A 19016-nucleotide genomic window follows, 5' to 3' on the forward strand; every position below is an offset into this window, starting at 1 on the left:
ATTTAAAAATGTACTTGAAGCTTAATTTGTGGCGTCGTTTCATTAACACCGGCTTGGGCAAATTTATTTCGCCAAATATCCAATTCTAAACCAATAAATACTGTACCTGACTTTTCTATGTAATGACCTAGATCAAGCTTTAGTTGGGGCTGGATATGGAAAACACCGCTTTGCCTGCCCAGATTATTATTAAAAGCGGTGGCGTAATCCATAAACCCATTAAACACAAAACGACTCTCTCCCACCTTAAATGGCACCATCCAAACCGCAGTAAACTGCCAATTATCTTGGTTATTTAAGCCAGCTTTATCTTGAAATCGTCGATAGAAGTTAGTATCAACAAAGGCGTTAGTACTTACTTTCCAGCGAGCCCCTATTCCAGTTAAGATATTATCACTATTACTTGCTGTGGCCATTTCCCACTGGTTAACTATATAAGCATCTTTGAGCCAATCTCCCTCAAGTTGACTCCCCAATAGGTTCGATAAGCTAAAATCCACAGCAAATTCACCATAAGTAAAGTCATTAATGATGCTGCTGCCACTAAACCTATCAATAAATAAGAAGTGCTTCCCCCATTGGTAGCTGGCCATGTTTTCAATGGTAACAACGGTGCCGGTGCTACTACTGCCTTTGTTGTTACCAAACGCTTGCTTATAGCCATCGCCATATTGAACACTTAAATTAGTGTCAGAAAACAATGGCTGTGCCCATGCCTGTCCAGTTAGGGTAAGCAATATTAATAATACTGTTCGCATCATTTACTCGCAGTAATGTTAATTACTTAGTAGCTTTAAGGTCATTATAGGCTGCTGGGATATTTAGGGCTGGATGAACCCAACCAAATAGGGCGTAGCCAGAAAATTCCTGCAACTGTACCCGCTTAACCGTCTCTTCTAAGCTCAAGCCATCTTTTATCGCCTTACCTACTTCCCGTTTTACGGCTTCCAAATAATCAATATGCCAACGTAGATCTTCTTTTCCCATCACGCTGCCGTGTCCCGGAACGATACGAGCGTCAGCAGGTAAAAATTGATACAGCCTCTTAAAGGTATCTAAGGTTTGTAATAAGTGGCCATCTAACAACCAAGGTAAAGCAGGCTTAACTGCGACGATTGCATTACCAGTCCACATTACTTTTGAGTTAGGTTCCCACACAAACAAGTCACCGCCAGTTTGCGCAAAGCCAAAATCAACAACTTGTAACTGTTTACCGCCGATATCCAATGTTATTTGACCACCCTGCTGCACCAGAATATCTCCTGTGGTCGGCTTGATTTGCTCAATCCCACGCCCTTTACCAAAGTTATACATCATGAACTCAGTATCTTTTTTAAAGTGCTTATCTACATACTGCTTAGTATTTTCATGTTGAATAATCACACTGCCTTGAGGTAAATACATGTTGCCGTAGGAGTGATCCCCGTGATAACTGGTGTTAATGGCGTAAATTTGATGCTTACCGCCTTGTTTATTGGCAATATCCTGCAACTGTTTGTTGAGACGTTTATTTAGCATGGTGTCAATAATGACCATGGCATTATCTCCAACGACAATGCCTCCACTGGTCGCAACAGGTGCACCTTTTGCTTCTAAGGTTTTAGCATCCTTTGAATATACCGCATACACCCCATCGGCTAACCGCTCATGGGTCAACTTTACTTTATTTGCATCCCAAACTGGTTCTTGTGACCAAGCCATCGCTGAGCCAAAAAAAGCAATGATTGTCAATATTTTAGGCAGTTTCATAACATATTCCTCGTCATTTTGATTACCCTAAGCCTAATCCAAAATATAAATATGAAAATTAGGAAATACTGCGAGCTTTATTAAGCTAAGCCTGACTCAGCAAACGCTTAGGGGTATAATTCGACAAAAAAACAATCACAGAGTAACCATGGAACTATTAAATATTGATTGCCTAGGTAAGCCATTACGCTTAGAAGGCTCTATGGCCGGTTGGCAGCAACTGTTTTGGGGTAATGACTTAGTTAGCGTCATCCCCGCATCAAGCGACTATGAAGGTGAGAAAAGCCACCAATTTATGCTAGCCACGGAACCAGAGGTTGAGGGTGCCGAGCCCAAAACCATTCAAGTGAACCTTACTAGCACTTTGCAATGGCAGCCGTTTTTGATTGATTACCAGCTAACGGTAAACGATGAAGAAATCCTATCAGGCTCCCGCAATACCAAAGACATCGAGCAGCAAGTTCCAGTCGTCCCTATTGAAGAGAAAAAGTCTTTTAGCGTACTGGGTTTAGCATCGCTGGGTTTTAAGCTTTTAAAAAGCGCTAAGGTTATCAAAGTAGTATTGGCTGGGGCATCAATGGCGGCCTATTCCTGGCTGTTCTCGTTTGAGTTTGCGCTAATGCTATTGGCTTGTTTGGTGTTCCACGAATATGGCCATATTAAAGCCATGAAGTACTTTGGCATGAAAACCAAGGGCATTTACCTGATCCCTTTTGTGGGCGGTGCGGCGGTGACTGAGGATAAAATCAACACCCGCTGGCAAGATGTAGTCATCGCCATTATGGGACCGAGTTTTGGCTTACTGTTATCCATTGCCGCTCTGGTGGCCTATTGGGTCACTGGCATGGAAATCTTTGCGGGAGTGGCCGCCTTCAACGCACTATTAAACCTGTTTAACCTATTGCCCATTTTGCCCTTAGATGGTGGCCATGTTCTAAAAAGCATCAGCTTTTCCATGAACTCTATCGTCGGTTTAGTGATGTGTGTGTTAGGCGCAGTGGCAGGTGTGTTAATAAGTTATCACTTTGGTTTAGCCTTGCTAGGCTTGTTACTGCTAATCGGTTCATTAGAGATCGTATTTGAATGGAAACTACGTCACCAAAGCCACCTGTTACCGCTAGATAGATATGGGCAAATATTTTCAGCGGTGTGGTACTTTGCCATTGTTGGTTTATTTGTAGGGATTATTATGCATTTAGCCTCAAGCGGCTCAGAAATCCTGGCACTGCCGCTTAAAATTTTGCAAAGCTAAAACAATAAAGGCGCCAATTGGCGCCTTTATTCATTTAGGGGTTAAGGTGTTTGATCACCGCACCAACCGTCCCCACATTAATGGCATTGTAGCCCTGCTTTTTCAACCACATGACGGCACTGCCAGAGCGCATACCCGAGGCACAATACACCACTAAGGTCTTATTTTTATCAAGGCTTTTAGTGTTTCCCGTCATCAAACTTTGTACAGGGATGTTTAATGAGTTCGGTGCACTTATAGCGGCAAACTCTGATTCAGTGCGAACATCAACTAACTGAATATCATTTGGATTTAGGTTTGCCAGTAACGCTTTTGCTTTTTTAGATTTGTAAATTCTATAAGCAATAAATAAGCCCACAAGCATCAAAGGGAGATATTGTTCAAACATAAAGTTACTTCTTCTACTATTGAATGATTGCCTATGATACACACTAAATTAGAAAAATCTAATGTAAAATATTCACACTGTGAGCTTAAACAAATGACTGGCAGGGACCTTCATCCTTGTTTCATTCATCTCTATCGCTAACCAACATTGGGCAATCTCATTCACATAAGGATTTAACTTGCCGCTTTTAAAATAATTTTATCTTGTCCAACCCTTTCATATTGAAGCTCAAAACTCGTCGCTAAGACATCAAGCAATCCCGTAACATCACCAGTTTTAAACATCCCTGCTACTCTGATATCTTTAAGCTTATCATGGTCAACAACTTCAAACTTAATATCCGTATAACGGCCGATTTCAGCCACAGCTTGATCAAGTGTTTCTCCCCTAAAGATTAAGTTACCACTTCGCCAAGATAAGCTTGCGGCAATATCCATCTCATCAACTTTAACGACTTGTTGGCTTGCCTGATGGCTGTTGTCTAAATTAACTTTTTCGCCTTTAGAAATTGCTAACGAGTGGCTGGGGAGCCTATTAACTTCTTGCTTTTGAGTAGCGGCGCTGTTGTTAACCAACTCAGTTTGTGGAACCACTAAAACCTTACCTTCAGTAACAATCAGCTCTACCGAGGCATTGCCTACTTCAACATTAAAAGCTGTCCCAACTGCTTGTATCACTTGACCTGCGGCAATCACACTTAACGGACGTTCCTCGTCATGGGCCACATCAATATGGATTTCCCCTCGCTGCAATTCGATCATGCGTGCATTTTCAGTAAAGGTAACCTGAACAAAACTATTAGTGTTCAAAGTGATCTTGCTGGTATCTTGCAAATTCACCGTGCGGCTCTCACCTACAGTGGTTTGATAGTTTTGTTGACTCGAAACCAAATGCTGCTGGTTATCATGTCCAGCTGGCCACATGATATAACCTAATAGGCTTACTACCATCAAAAGTGATGCCGCTAACGATAGCCCCAAACGATATCGGGGCTGCGTTTTAGGTGCCTTTGGAAATATCGCTGATAATCGACTCAATGCATCCATCTTATCCCAAAGTTGCGCGACCTCTAAAAACACCGTAACGTTTTGCTGATCCGCTGCGAGCCACTCACCTAACTGCAGATTATCTGCAGAATCCAGATCTCGATCAATTTTTGCTATCCATTGGCAGGCTATCTCTAGTCGCTGCTCATCTTCTGCTGTCGTAAACTCAGGCTTTAACGGGTAAATATTACTCACCTTTGCCTCCTCGAATTTTTGAAGCATTGACTACAGTTTGCTCACTAGAGGGAGGTTGTTGACTGCTTCTCATGTACTTAACACAACTTTTCATGCCTGCTGAGATATGCTTCTCTACCGTACTTTCTGAAATTTTTAATTCTTTAGATATCTCTCTTTGCGAGTATCCATAAACCTTCTTCAATACAAACACCTTTCTGCACTGTATTGGTAAATGACGAACCGCTTCACAAAAAAATTCAAATTCATTATTAGTGAGTGCTCTTTGGTACATTTCATCTACATTAAGGTTGCTCCCATTAAGCGAAAAGCTGTCAACTTCAGTCCCACCATCTATTAATCTAACACTTGCTTGCTTTTTATAGTCTAGCGCTAGATTTTTAGCGGTTTTATACATAAATGATTTAGGTGAAATAATGTCATCTTTATTTTTAACCTGACAAATTCTAACATAAGTTTCTTGTACAATATCCTCTATCTCATGTGGAGGGACAATGCTAGATATTGCTCTAGAAATCCCTTTGATAGAAGCCAAATAAACTTTAGTTAATAACGCTTCCTTAGACATTATTCCTCACTTTAATTTTTCTTTTTATAAGTCCTTTATAACGTCCTTTAAAAGAGACGAATAAAATAAAAATTTCCACCATAAGAAAAACGAAAATAACCAAAAACAAGCATATCTATAGTTGTTTATAAGGTTTTCAACAGTAAATCTAAATTTACTCTGCCAGAAAAATTCAGTTAATCAACACCTTAATGTCGTAGAAGTACACATTCCCCTTTGAATCCACTTTTAATGGTAAAGTGCTTGTGTTTAAACAAACTTATACTATATGGTTTTATCTTGTACTTAGGTTTCTGCTCAAACCTTAAATATGCTCAAGCACAAACCTAATGCAAATACTAAGAATTATAAAAAATGCTACAAAGGCATCTCTAAAATGTTTTTCTCTCAAAAAAGATTAAAAAAAATCAACTATGCATGGTGGAAAAGTTTTTTTCATTCGTCTGGTAAAAGTGTGAGCCTTAATCGCTCACCACAGGGATGTAGAAAGTTTGGGTATCGTTGTATTTGTTTATTTATCACCTATAGCTTATCAAGCTGGTTGATGGCTGAAGAAAAGCCCGCATTAATTACTTTCAATATACCAAAACAAAGAGCTGACTTATCACTAATTGAGTTTGCTAAACAAGCAAATATCACCTTGCTTTTTTCATTTGATATTATGAAAGGGAAACAAGCAAATGAGTTATTTGGTACTAGCAGTATTGAACAAGGTATTAATCAATTATTAGATAATACCGGGCTCAAGGCTCATATTGGTGAAAGTGGGCAATTATCTATCTTGGTAGATCCAAGTTTTGAGAGAGATAACATGTCTAAATATAACAAAAATAAAATAGCTACAGCTGTTTTAGCGGTTCTAAGTTCTGTTGCTGTTGCACCATCGAGCGCTCAAGAGGGCAGTGAAGCTAAACCTGAAATTATCGAAGTAAAAGGGATCAGAGGCTCATTAGGGCGAGCAATGGACTCCAAAAGGGAAGCAAACGGGGTGGTTGATTCCATTTCTGCTGAAGATATTGGCAAGTTTCCCGATACTAACCTAGCCGAATCATTGCAACGTATTACTGGTGTGTCTATCGACCGTTCCGGTGGTGAAGGCCAACTGATCACCGTTCGTGGCTTTGGCCCTCAATTTAACACGGTATTGGTCAATGGTCGCCAAATGGCTTCAGAAAACCAAAGTCGAGCATTCAGTTTTGATACCATAGCATCTGAATTGGTGCGTAGCTTAGATGTCAATAAAACCTCTACTGCGACGATGCAATCTGGAGGCATTGGCTCTACCGTAAATATTACCACTGCCCGTCCATTTGCTATTAATGGTTTTAAAGTCGCTGGTAGCATCAAAGGCATTTATGATCAAAACAGTGAACAAACCACTCCTCAAGCTTCAGCGTTAATCAGTAATACTTTTAATGATGATAAGTTTGGGGTGTTGATGGCTCTTTCCCATCAACAACGTGAAACACGCTTAAATCAAGCTCAGGTAGATGGCTGGTTAGAAAATGTTGGCATCCCTAGTCCACAAACCCAAGATGGCAATGCCTATAGCGGAAATATTTTCTCCCCTCGTAACTATGACCACAAGGTTACTACAGAGCAGCGTACCCGCAACAACATTAATTTAGTTATGCAGTATGCTCCAGCCGATAATATTGAAATCACCGCTGATGCTTTATACTCGGATTTTGATGTTGAAACCGATAGTACTTCCTATGGTCACTGGTTTACTGCCCCTAACGTAGAACCAGGTGCCATCGTCGATGCTAATGGCACGGTGATCGACCTTTACCAAGAAGTTGGTTTAGCCACCGACATGCATTCTAAAAAGTTCGACCGTTTAACTAACACTAGTTCTTATGGTTTGAATATTGGTTGGGACGTTAACCCTAACCTTAACATGAGTTTTGACCTCAGCCAGTCTAAAGCGGAACGCTTAGCAAACAATGGCCGTGGCAATCAATTATCTTTAATTGGTTATGCTAACCGTGTTCGCTTCCAAGTCGACGATAACATCTTGCCTTACGCTAGCGACTTTGCCGAAGCTAACCCAAATATTTATAGTGGCCAACAGGAACTCGATGGCGTTGCCTATGATCCCAATGTGACCCCAGCAGGTGTTTCCGATCATCTAGATCCTAACAATAGTCGTGCCCATGTAATGTTGCGCCGTGGTTGGGCCGTTGAAGACAAAATTGACCAATTACGTTGGGACAATACTTGGATAGACGATGGTAACAGTGGCCTAGCGGCGGTTAAATTTGGCGCAGCGTATTCTTCCGAGCGAAAAAACCTAGATCGCTGGGATAATGAAGGGGCTGGTTTACACTGTGTCTACTGTGGTTATCCAGATATGCCTGATATGTCAGCATTTGACCAATATGTATTTGATGCTGGCAGTGATTTTCTCAGCGGTGTGAGCGGAAGTGGTCGTATGCCAACCGCTTGGTTAGCCCATGATGGTGAAGCGAACTTTGCTTTTCTAGAAGCAGAAGCTGCTGCTAGTGGCAATCCGATGTCTTTTGATGCAGTAAAACGTAATAAGTCTTTTGAAATTGCTGAAAAAACCTTCTCTTTGTACAGTGAGTTTGAATTTGATGTTCAATTAGCTTCTATGCCACTCACCGCAATTGCAGGGGTTCGTTATGAGCGAACTAATGTTGATGTTAAAGGTACAGATGAACCTGTTAGTGCGCTAACCATTCTTGATAAAACCGAGATGTTAGCCAGCTATGGCGCAGCACAGGGGATCACCAAGAGTTCAGATTATGAAGCGATATTACCAAACTTCAGTGTTAATCTTGAAATCAGTGAAGATCTTGTAGCTAGGGTTGCCGCGTCGAGAACCATTACCCGTCCAACACTCGATAGTATGTCACCAGTGACCGTGATTGGTACAACCCGTCAAGGTGGTAACTTAACGTCTAGCTCTGGTAACCCTGAACTGGAGCCATTCACTTCTGATAACTTAGATTTGTCTGTTGAGTGGTACTACAGTCAAGCCAGCTACCTTTCTGCAGGTTATTTCAGAAAGAATGTGGCTAACTTTATTATCAATTCGACTGAAAGTTTAACCTTCGATTTGGCTAATGGTGGTCAGTTAACAGACCCTTCTACCGGTAACGATGCTGATAATCCAGATGCCGCTGATGGTATTGCTGTGTTTACTAATACTCTGCCTAATAACAGTGAATCTGCGGTTGTTTCAGGCTGGGAATTAGCGGCACAACATACTTTTGATTCTGGCTTTGGCTTTATTGCCAACGCCACGCTTGCTGACAGTAATGCCGATCTGGATGCAGCGGATATCACTCAGAAGTTTGCGCTTACAGGCCTTAGTGATTCATACAACTTAGTTGGATTCTATGAAAATGGTCCGATTCAATTACGTTTAGCCTACAACTGGCGTGATCAATTTGTTCAGTCATTAACCCAAACTAACGGTGATGGAGTGACAATTGTTGAGGATTATGCGCAGTTAGATGCCAGTGGTAGCTATAGCTTCAATGACAACATCTCAATATTCTTTGAAGGTATTAACTTAACTAAAGAGTATATCCATAAACGCGGTCGCTTTGACAATCATTTGCTATTGATTGAAGACAGCGGACGTCGCTTTGCTGTTGGTATACGCGGTTCATTTTAAATAGGAAACTGCTAATGCCATCACAGGTTAACTCAATTATAACCTGTGATGGCATCACACTGCCTCTATTGTCGTGAGTATAAAGTCGTGATTGCAAACAATAAAAATAAAAAACAACAGGTCAACACTATAGTAATTGTCGGTGGCGGTAATGCGGGTTGGTTAACCGCTGGACGTATCGCGGCAAAACACAAAACAGGGGTCAAAGTAATATTGGTGGAATCCCCTAATATTGCTCCAATTGGTGTCGGTGAAGGCACTTGGCCGACGATGCGTAGTACCTTAATTGCCTTAGGCATCAGTGAAACTGAATTTATCCGCCATTGTAATGTGACCTTTAAACAAGGTGCCAAATTTGCAAAATGGGTTGATGGCAGCAATGCTGATTTCTATTACCACCCGTTGGTATTACCCCAAGGGTTCACACAAGGGGACATCGCCTCTTATTGGATTGAGAAAAATCGCATGGCGATGCAAAAAAACAGCAACGGCCAATCTGATTCTTTTTCTCAACAAGTTTGCTATCAAGAGGCCATATGTGAATTAGGTTTAGGGCCGAAAACAATTCGTACACCGGAATATGATGCCATTGCCAATTACGCCTATCACCTCGATTCCGCAAAATTCACCAGTTTCTTACAACAGCATTGCACTGAAAAACTTGGGGTTACCCATATATTAGACGATGTGTTAGATGTTAATGCAGCCGAAAATGGCGATATTGCCTCCGTTGCTACTGCTAACAATGGTAATATTTTCGGTGATTTATTTGTTGATTGTAGTGGTTTTAAATCACTGCTATTAGGCAAGCATTTTAATATTGGCTTCAAATCTTGCTCTGATGTGTTATTTATCGATACTGCCCTAGCTGTGCAAGTTCCCTATGACAATGACCAGCAGGATATTGCATCCCATACAATTTCAACAGCTCAAGAAGCTGGCTGGATTTGGGATATTGGCTTACAACAACGACGTGGTGTGGGTTATGTTTATTCCAGTAGGCACTCTAGCGAGGCTCGAGCCATTGAGCAATTAGCAAATTATCTCAACCAAGATGCTAATTCCTTGCAAATAAAGAAAATTCCAATTGTCAGTGGTCATCGACAAAAGTTTTGGCATAAAAACTGTGTGGCGGTGGGATTATCGGCGGGATTTTTAGAGCCTTTAGAGGCCTCCGCATTGGTATTAGTCGAAATGTCCGCCGAGATGATTAGCAGTCAACTGCCAGCAACTCGCTCCAGTATGGATATTGTTGCGAAAAGGTTTAATGAGACTTTTTTATATCGTTGGCAAAAAATAATCGATTTCCTCAAGCTGCATTATATTCTCAGTAAGCGCACGGATAATGCCTTTTGGACAGACAATAGAAAAATTGAAAGCATCCCAGAGTCCCTTCAAGAACTTCTTGAGTTATGGCAATTTAGGCCACCAGCGGATTGTGACTTTACAAGTAATAATGAAGTTTTTCCAGCGGCCAGTTACCAGTATATTTTATATGGGATGGGCTTTGAAAAAATGCATCAACCGTCCCCTCATTTATTAGATAACTGGGATTTTGCAGAACGACAATTCGAAAAAAATAAACAAATGATCATGCAAGCAAGCAAGCTCCCTAATCATCGCCAACTCATCGATAGCATCAAGCAATTCGGTCTAAGTAACCTTTAACCATAATAAAGAGTAAAATTCATGTCACATTTAGTTCAGGTTAATTATGATTTTCACCATCACTTAAAAATCGATCCCACTCTGGCGCATTTATCAGCGGCTGATGTTCATTTAATGCCAATTGTTGTTCAGGAGTTTATCAATATCGCCAGCCAATCCCCTATCGTCATCACTAAAGATGGCGATACCGGACAATTTGGCTTTAGTGCATTACTCGGCTTTGCTGAAAAGCAAAACCTATTTTTCCGTGATGGCCAATGGCAGGGTTTATATCTGCCTTTACAAATCCAACGTCAGCCTTTTTTTATCGAGCAAGTCAGTCAAGAGAATTTCGCCGTTTGCATTAATATTGATAGCCCTATGATTGTTTCTGAACACCATAACCAACAACAATTACAAAGGTTATTCATTGATGGAGGGCAGGAAAGTTCATACCTGAGCAATGCAAAACAATGTCTTGGGCAATTGCTGCAAGGTGAAATTGATAATAAAAACTTGATGGAAGCATTGCTTGAAGCCCAATTGATCCAACCACTTTCTTTAGAGATTACCTTTGTCGACAACAGTAAAACTCGCCTTAATGGCCTGTACACGATTGATCAAGATAAACTAGCAAAACTGCCAGATTCAAAAGTTAACGAACTGCATAAGGCTGAGTTATTGCAACCGATCTACACCATGATCACATCCCTTGGACAAATGTATCGTCTGATTGATAAACAAAATCAGCGCCTAGGATAAACATGAACGCTGACGACATTAAATTGAACCCGCAATTGCGCCATCAGTTGCAATATGTAGGAACAGAGCGGGTTCCGGTGATTGTTATTGATGATGCTGTAGAGGATTATGACTCGTTGTTAACTCTCGCTGGTCAAGGGTCAGAATATCAGACACAGAGTAACGATTTTTATCCTGGAATACGCAAACCCATACAGGCTAATTATATCCAGCAGCTATGTGAAGATTTGTTGCCTGTATTGCAAACCAGCTTCAACTTAAGCAATTGCACAACCTCTAACCTATTATTATCGGCATTTTCCATTGCCACCACCCAGCCACATCAGTTGCGACCAATCCAAACTGTGCCGCATTTTGATACCACTGCTAACAATCAACTTGCTATAGTGCATTACCTCTGTGAGCCAGAGCATGGGGGAACCTCTTTTTATCGGCATAGGCAAACTGGCTTCGAGCGGATTTCAGAGCCTCGTCTAGAGCAATATTCAAAGCAACTCAAACAGCAAGCGGTCCAACATAGATTGCACCTTAATCCTAGCTACATCAACGGTAGTAATGAATTGTTTGAGTGCACTGCAACTATCGCTGCGACGCCCAACCGTCTCATCATCTACCCAAGTAACTGTTTGCACTCTGGCGACATTCAAGCTAAGACCGGGCTATCCGCAAGCCCACTAACAGGTAGACTCACTACCAGCAGTTTTATCGAAATGGTTTGAGGTGAATATTAACTGCACTCAAAATTAACATTTAGGAAGTAAAATTTTGGTTAACGTAAATTACTTCCCTGGGATTTCCTAAGCTCGTAGCATCGCCTTGAGAATTAAACGGAGATCCCCATGAAAAAGCTAACATTGCTGCTTACTGTATTATCTTTTAATAGTTTTGCCGAAGTGGTTGATAAAGACGCTTATGCCTGCTTAATGCCTGAAACCGTTCAGGCCATAAATGAAGCTAAAGCGATGTCAGACACATACCGTGTAGCGGCGTTACTCGATGAAGAGTGTGTTGAAATTGATGAAGGCACCAGCGTGCAGGTAGTGAGTGAAGGTGTTGAGGTTTCGGGTATCCACTACATGGGCGACACCATGTGGATTGATGATGACGTATTAGAAGACTTCTAAGCGAATACATCTAAGCACACTAAAAGCTTAAAGCGCTGCCCCACTGCTTGTCCCGGACAGCGCTTTTCTATAGTAAGGTGCTACCGCCCCTAATGATTAGGGTTCAGACAAGAATATTGCTCTAATAACATAAGTACCAGTGTGGTTTCTGCCGAGCTTGGTTTGGCGCTTAATACTCCTTTGTCTGCTTTAGATTGCATTTGTACTAGCACCTGCTGCTGGATCTGTTCAAAAGATTTATTGCCCTCTTCAGATGATAAACAGGCTAACGCTTTTGGGCCTGAAGCGGTCAGCGTTCTCGAAACCATCAAGCCAGTAAATGCGCCTTTAAGTGCGCCAACACAGTACTTTTGTTGGGCCTGATTACTGTTATTTAATTGACAGTTTTTCAAGTAATCCTGAGCGCTCCATTCAAATGCCTTTGCTTGAGTTGCGATGACAGCACTTATTAAAATTATCAGTATCTTTTTCATTTTTTAATCTACATACATAACCATGTTGCTTAACCATAATCACTGAAAGTCTGTCTGGCAATAACCCTTTTATCGATAAACTGGCATTATTTAAGAAATTACATAGACTTAGTTTAATTTAAATTAAATCAAAGGGCTTAAAATGAAAATAACCGCGCATTTCATAACGGCACTTATCATTACCACATCGACAATGATAAGTGCCCAAGAGAGTGATTCGGATCAACTGTTGCTGGGAGATTGGCAGTGTCGCTACGATATTATGGGTTTTAAAGATACCGCTCATCTTAGTTATCGTAGTGATCATACTATGACTGGCAGCTTTGACTTTGTTTACCCTGGTATGCATGGCAAAGGGGCTTTTGGTCTTAGTTTAGATGTCGAGGGTAACTGGAAGATCCTTAATGGCTTTTTAGTTGAAGACTATAAACCCAATAAAACTCGCTTAAATATTGCCTATGGCTTCACCCCTGAAGATAACAATCGCTTTCAAGGTGATGGGTTAATGAAAAATAAAGCTGAAATTTTGGCGTTAACTAAAAATGAGCTGGTACTAAAAGAACAAGACGGTAATCGCACCAGTTGCAACCGTGGCTGATATTGGCTGTGACATAAAAGCCAGCTCTTATGAGCTGGCACAGCTACTATTTAAACGGCTCACATTCAGCATAAAAGTATCTACCATCATCTTAATTAGCATGACCCATTGACGCATGGTGTGCTGTCCTCGCATTCACCGTTAAAAGTATAACTCAAACACTGTAAGGCTATATTCAGAATCCTCGCAAGCCCCACAACAACCAATCACCCGAACTCACCACCAAAAACAGCTCATAACACTCACAAACAACAACACAACAGAGTGATACACCAACACTAGAGCAAAAAAACACAATAAAAACCAACGGCTCATTTTATTTATTCAAAGGTATCAATTAGTCGCCATATTTCTTTGAAACCAATAGTTATAACCTTTAAGGGTAAATTAATATGGGTACATATAAGTACAATAAAACCTTTGCAGCTTTAGTTAGCCTTATCTCTTGCTATGGCTATGCTGGCAATTACCAGGTTGAGTTTGAAGACTACGATAATGGTGGCCAAACCGTAGGATATTTTGATAGCACCACAGGAAACAGTGGCAGTAAATACCGTAGCGATGATGTCGATATCAGAGGAGATGGTGCAGACGGTTACAGCATAGGCTGGACAGCGGTTGGTGAATACTTAAATTACACCATAAATATAGAAACCGCAGGTAAATATCAGCTTGATGCATTGGTTGGGGGAAGCAAAATTGAAAGTATGGCTTTTGATGTTTACTTAACCGATGGTAGTCACCTAGGCACCATTGAATATACTCCCAATATTGCTGACGTTCGACAATTTCAAACTGAAACTTTATCTGATATATGGCTACCTTCTGGAAACGTGACTTTACAGTTTCGACTAAACAGTGGCAGTTTATCTCTAAATCGATTCAGCTTAACCCTTGTTGAAGCCGCCCAAGCTCAAGACATTGCTTTTGGCCCGGGATCAAGCCATGTCAATTACGCCCAAATACCGGGTAAATTTTTAGCGGCAGACTATAGTGACTACTACGATACCACCGCAGGCAATGCCGGTGGTGCTTATCGTAATGATGATGTCGATATTAAAATGCATTATGGCGAACCGCATATTGGCTGGCCAGCTGCTGGTGAACACCTCATCTTTGATGTCACCGCTAAACATGCTGGTGCTTTTGATGCCATTTTTACCGTAGGCTCTAATGCCACTTCAGATTTACAGTTTACTTTGCTGGACGAGAGCGACCAAACACTGGCCGTCATGGTATTTAATACTAATGGCGCTGGGGCTTACCAGTTTGACCCTTATTTAATGTCAGGGATCACCCTTAAGCAAGGTCGCCAAAAATTAAAGCTTCGCTTTGATACCGGCAACTTTCGTCTAACAGACATCGAATTCATCATTGCCAAAGATACCGATGGCGATGGCGTAGGTGACAGTGTCGATGCTTTTGTTAATGATATCGCTGCTAGCAAAGACAGTGATAATGATGGCTACCCTGACGCCTGGAACAGCGGTTACAGCGAGCAAGATTCAACAACCGGCCTCAGTTTAGACGCCTTCCCAAATGATCCTACAGAATGGCAAGATACTGATGCTGACGGTGTTGGTGATAATGCTGATATCTATCCATTATTACCCGATTTATGGCAAGCACCCGTCATCTCAGTTCCCGGAATTATCCAAGCTGAGCACTTTAGAGTGGGGGCTAATGGTAATGCCTATTACGACAGCACTCTTACTAATTTAAGTGGCCAACATCGACTAGATACCGATGTCGATATCCATTCTGATAATTATTTAGACAATGATGGTCGCCCTTCTTTTGGCTTGGGCTATTTAGCTGATGGGGAATGGCTTGAATATGAAATCGATGTTGCGACTTCTGGAGTTTACGGATTAACAGCTGAAGTCGGTGGCAACCAGCTCACTAACGAAGTTAAGCTTTCATTATTCGCCAATGGCAAAACCACTTCTTTTGGTTATATACCGCTAATCGCTGATAAACGCCAATATCAGAAGGTACCAGTAACTCAAGACATTAACTTAGAAGCTGGTAAACAAATCATTCGCTTAACGATTGATGATGCCAATAGCGGATCAATCAACTCATTGGAACTCAGCCCTAGAATCGACAGCGATGCTGATGGTGTTTCAGACGCACTTGACGATTTCCCTAATGACCCAAATGAGTGGCAAGATAGCGATGGGGATGGCATTGGCGATAATAGCGACGCTTTCCCAAATCACCTTGGGGCAAGTGTTGATAGTGATGGCGATGGTTACCCAGATGCTTGGAACTCTGCTTGTGACCATCAATGTCAGCTCGATTCAAATCTCAGACTTGATGAGTTACCTAACGACAGCAATAACTATCGCGACAGTGATGGCGATGGCATTGGCGATAACGATGATAATCATGATGACCGTTTACTCAATAGTAGCTTTAATCAAGACAGGTTGCTGTTTGAACGTTTTGAAATCAATACTAAAATTGCCAACCAAGAAAAAGTGATTGGCCGCATTCAACTTGTCGATAACCGTTTCGCACCTGCAACTGCTGTAGAGGCTAATCTTCACTTTACATTATCACGAGATTTGAGTGATCTATTTGAAATCAAAAATATAAGGGATCACCATGGCAGGCTGTTTGGTGAGTTGTCTTTAAAGGCCGGACATGCTAGTGATTGGGATGCGCTGCACATCGTCGAGATTCAACTGCATGATGGCAGCGATGTTATTGCTCAAGTAGAAACCTACGTTGAGGCACTAGATACCACTGCTTGGCAACAGTTTAACGGCCAAATTAAACAATATGTCCTTGATTCTTATCGTATGAATAGCGGCCGTGAATACGATTACTCTTTTGTTTCTAACCAAATAAATGTGCTCAGCCAAAATAGCTATCAAGTTGATTACAAATATCATTCTACGGCTTCTGGTTGGCAAGCGGACAGCAGCTTAGCAATGGGCTTTTATGAATATAATGACGAATCAAGTTTAGCGAGCTATGGTCAGTATATTGTGGGTCGTTCCGTTCTGGCTGACGAACTGCAACAATCTGCCTTACACATTGCAGGTCTAGCAACGGCCTACGCAACCTTGCCTGAGCTCAATTCTGGCAGTGAGCGTAGCCAACTTAAGACCACTTTGCTTAACACCTTAGACGTTTGGCTTGATAAGTTCCCTAGTAGCGACTTTGGGGATTTTCAAGGGGTCGAGTTTAATGACAGAACCCATGCTTGGAATTTTACCGACCCAATTTCAGGTGCCCTTATCCTATTAGCTGATGATATTTATCAAGATCGCAACCGTGGTGATGCATTAGCCACTCGGGTATACCAAAAGGCAGCGGACTTCCTGACCCAAGTCAGTTTTGACATGCCAATTCAGCAAGTCGACATTGATGAGATTCGGTTCTTCCACAAAAACGATTTAGCCAACTCACCGGGTATGTGGGCCGATGCTAACCGAGGCCATCGACTAAGAACTTGGGCCGCTACTACTGCATTTTTACAAGATTACAACCGCCCTATTACTTACAACCCAATTTGGTACCCTGATTACGAAGGCAACCAACCTGGCTTAGGTTGGGCTTCAAACAATACCACCATTTTACCAGGCTGGTACCCTCAGGGTAGCTTCTATGACCTTAAAACATGGATTGACACTAATGGCATTAGAACCCACAAGTACGGTCAATCTGGCTTAAATCCAGACGGCACCATGAGCCATCATGTGGGCTCTCGTCAAGACTTAGCCATGTTTGCCTATGGCTATGAGTGGTTAGTTGATGAAACCATCCATGTTGCCAGTTATCTCAATGGCAGTCATTATCAAGTAACGCCTGCTAGCTTTGACTTTTCAGCAGAGGTTTTAGTCAAAACCATGCCTTGGCTCATTTTTGATAATGCGATTGATTTTCAAGCTGTGGGACGCAGTCACAATTCTGATGATTTGAATATCTTTGGCACTAAAAAGTTAGTGAATGACAGTAATTACCTGATCGAACACTCACCAACAGGCGTGGATAGCAATAAGCAACAAGCACTGCAACAGCTCACCAATCGTTATCAAAACAATGACTTTGAAAAGCTTGGCAGTAAAGCATTTTGGGTCAATGACTATTTAGTACACCGCAAGCAAAGTTATGACCAAAGCTCTTTATCCAATAAAGAGTGGTTTGCATCAGTCAAAATGGAATCTAGGAGGACCCGAGGCGCAGAGGGCTTTAGTCCAGAATCACAATATGGCTTTATGAATGGTCGAGGCGTACTGCAAGTGAAAACCAGTGGCAATGATTATGATGCCATTCGTTATGACTGGGATTGGCACCTACTTCCAGGCATCACTGAAGCTTGGCGCAAAGATTCGCTGCCACTTCAGTCTGCCGAAAAACTTTTCAGTAACGAACCATTCGCTTCAGTCCTGAGTAATGATTGCGATGAAGAATCTAATATCAAATGCTACTCGATGGCATCATTTAAATATGCCAGCGAAAATAGCTACACCACTGTTTCGGCGAATAAATCGTACTTTATGTTTGATGACTTCGTGGTCGCATTAGGTAACAACATTAAACGAGTTAGAGATGACTTAAGTGATAATGGCAGCAATAGCCCCATTGTGACTGTGATTGACCAAGTGCATTGGCAGGATAGCCTAACCTATAACCCTGGTCAGGGTGCGAGCGTTGGTAATAATGGAGTTAAAAACAAAACAGTCAGTACAACCCTTTCAAGTAGCCCAAGTTCAGACACCAGCTTAACCGCAGCCGAACAAGTAATGTGGTTCCATCAAGGTAATAAAGGCTATGTGGTGCTTCCTCAGCATGGGCAAAAAGTAAGAACCTATCTACGCTCTGGTGACAATGTGCCTGATACCGATAGCAGTATTCAAGCCGGTGAAAATAACAGCCGCCTAAATCCATTATTGATTGCGATCCAGCACAATACCGATCCTAATGGTTCTGGCGACTACAGCCACTATGCCTATGTTACTTTGCCTTTTGTTTCATCTGAGCAAATGCCTGCAAAAGCGGCGATGCTGTTTAATGACTTAGACATCAAGCAAGACTTATCGGGTAAATATGAAGCGGTTGCGTTCACCCACCCTGACACTCAAACCAAAGTGGTGCAAATGGTCTTCAGGGAAGCCGCGAGTATCAGTTTTAAAAATGGGTTAACGGTGTCTGCAGATAAACCAGCGTTAGTGCAAATGATTGATGATGGCAGCAATAGCTGGAATATTACGGTGAGCGATCCTCTGGCGCATTTTGACGAAAATGCAACATCCAGCAGTAAAGCTGAACACCTTACTTTGACCACTGACAACGAAATTACCGTGACAATCAATCAAAGTTTGCAAGCTGGCTTATATCATTACCTTACTCAAGGTTTTGATGTAAAAGCCATCGATTCCCAACAAGTTGAGGTGTTCAGTAGTAACAATACCAGTGAGCTGGTATTCAAACTGCCTGATAGTAATAATGCCGATGATTACCAAGGCAAACACAACTTATTTGTTGGTATGCCCGCGAGTGTAACTGTATCTAAGCAATAAATTAACATTAGCAAGCAAGATACAAAAAACGCCA

14 protein-coding genes are annotated in these 19016 nt (G+C 41.7%); 8 read left to right on the top strand and 6 right to left on the bottom strand.

The annotated features are described in order from the left end of the window. Nucleotides 1-2 precede the first annotated feature (2 nt). On the bottom strand, nucleotides 3-761 hold the full coding sequence (locus tag GFB48_RS00520) for a hypothetical protein (protein ID WP_163930089.1): 759 nt from the start codon (nucleotides 759-761) through the stop codon (nucleotides 3-5). Between the two features lie 19 nt (nucleotides 762-780). Further along, complete coding sequence (locus GFB48_RS00525; RefSeq protein ID WP_163930091.1) at nucleotides 781-1749, bottom strand: MBL fold metallo-hydrolase; 969 nt, start codon at nucleotides 1747-1749, stop codon at nucleotides 781-783. Nucleotides 1750-1897: 148 nt separating this feature from the next. Between GFB48_RS00525 and GFB48_RS00530 the strand changes: the two genes are divergently transcribed. Next, nucleotides 1898-3001: a site-2 protease family protein gene (locus GFB48_RS00530; protein WP_163930094.1), complete on the top strand. Its 1104-nt coding sequence runs from the start codon at nucleotides 1898-1900 to the stop codon at nucleotides 2999-3001. A 34-nt stretch (nucleotides 3002-3035) separates the two neighbouring features. Here GFB48_RS00530 and GFB48_RS00535 read toward each other — a convergent pair whose 3' ends face one another. The 3 genes from GFB48_RS00535 to GFB48_RS00545 all read right to left on the bottom strand — a co-directional run bounded on the left by GFB48_RS00535 (nucleotide 3036) and on the right by GFB48_RS00545 (nucleotide 5198). Further along, the gene (locus tag GFB48_RS00535) at nucleotides 3036-3389 is read right to left on the bottom strand and encodes a rhodanese-like domain-containing protein (protein WP_163930096.1); all 354 of its coding nucleotides are present in this window, start codon (nucleotides 3387-3389) and stop codon (nucleotides 3036-3038) included. A gap of 173 nt (nucleotides 3390-3562) precedes the next feature. Beyond that, nucleotides 3563-4630: a FecR family protein gene (locus GFB48_RS00540; RefSeq protein ID WP_163930098.1), complete on the bottom strand. Its 1068-nt coding sequence runs from the start codon at nucleotides 4628-4630 to the stop codon at nucleotides 3563-3565. Then, entirely contained in the window at nucleotides 4623-5198 is a 576-nt protein-coding gene (locus GFB48_RS00545) for an RNA polymerase sigma factor (RefSeq protein WP_163930100.1), read from the bottom strand. Before GFB48_RS00545 ends, GFB48_RS00540 begins: the two co-directional genes overlap by 8 nt. An 811-nt stretch (nucleotides 5199-6009) precedes the next feature. Between GFB48_RS00545 and GFB48_RS00550 the strand changes: the two genes are divergently transcribed. From GFB48_RS00550 to GFB48_RS00570, 5 genes are all read left to right on the top strand, one after another. Beyond that, nucleotides 6010-8844: a TonB-dependent receptor gene (locus GFB48_RS00550; protein WP_240464808.1), complete on the top strand. Its 2835-nt coding sequence runs from the start codon at nucleotides 6010-6012 to the stop codon at nucleotides 8842-8844. 87 nt (nucleotides 8845-8931) lie between these two features. Further along, nucleotides 8932-10512: a tryptophan halogenase family protein gene (locus GFB48_RS00555; RefSeq protein ID WP_240464804.1), complete on the top strand. Its 1581-nt coding sequence runs from the start codon at nucleotides 8932-8934 to the stop codon at nucleotides 10510-10512. Nucleotides 10513-10533: 21 nt separating this feature from the next. Continuing rightward, entirely contained in the window at nucleotides 10534-11253 is a 720-nt protein-coding gene (locus GFB48_RS00560; protein WP_163930106.1) for a SapC family protein, read from the top strand. 2 nt (nucleotides 11254-11255) lie between these two features. Next, nucleotides 11256-11972: a DUF6445 family protein gene (locus GFB48_RS00565; protein ID WP_163930109.1), complete on the top strand. Its 717-nt coding sequence runs from the start codon at nucleotides 11256-11258 to the stop codon at nucleotides 11970-11972. 120 nt (nucleotides 11973-12092) lie between these two features. Continuing rightward, nucleotides 12093-12377, top strand: a complete 285-nt coding sequence (locus GFB48_RS00570; RefSeq protein WP_163930110.1) for a hypothetical protein — start codon at nucleotides 12093-12095, stop codon at nucleotides 12375-12377. An 89-nt stretch (nucleotides 12378-12466) separates the two neighbouring features. Here the strand turns inward: GFB48_RS00570 and GFB48_RS00575 are convergent, their stop codons facing one another. After that, a complete protein-coding gene (locus GFB48_RS00575; RefSeq protein ID WP_163930112.1) occupies nucleotides 12467-12850 on the bottom strand; it encodes a hypothetical protein in 384 nt (127 codons plus the stop codon). A 142-nt stretch (nucleotides 12851-12992) separates the two neighbouring features. Here GFB48_RS00575 and GFB48_RS00580 point away from each other — a divergent pair, with 142 nt between their 5' ends. Next, nucleotides 12993-13448, top strand: coding sequence for a hypothetical protein (locus GFB48_RS00580; RefSeq protein WP_163930114.1), 456 nt, complete (start codon nucleotides 12993-12995; stop codon nucleotides 13446-13448). Nucleotides 13449-13840: 392 nt separating this feature from the next. After that, on the top strand, nucleotides 13841-18982 hold the full coding sequence (locus GFB48_RS00585; protein WP_163930116.1) for a polysaccharide lyase family 8 super-sandwich domain-containing protein: 5142 nt from the start codon (nucleotides 13841-13843) through the stop codon (nucleotides 18980-18982). Nucleotides 18983-19016: the final 34 nt, after the last annotated feature.

Source organism: Paraferrimonas sp. SM1919 (genome assembly GCF_010993985.1).
Classification (GTDB): domain Bacteria; phylum Pseudomonadota; class Gammaproteobacteria; order Enterobacterales; family Shewanellaceae; genus SM1919.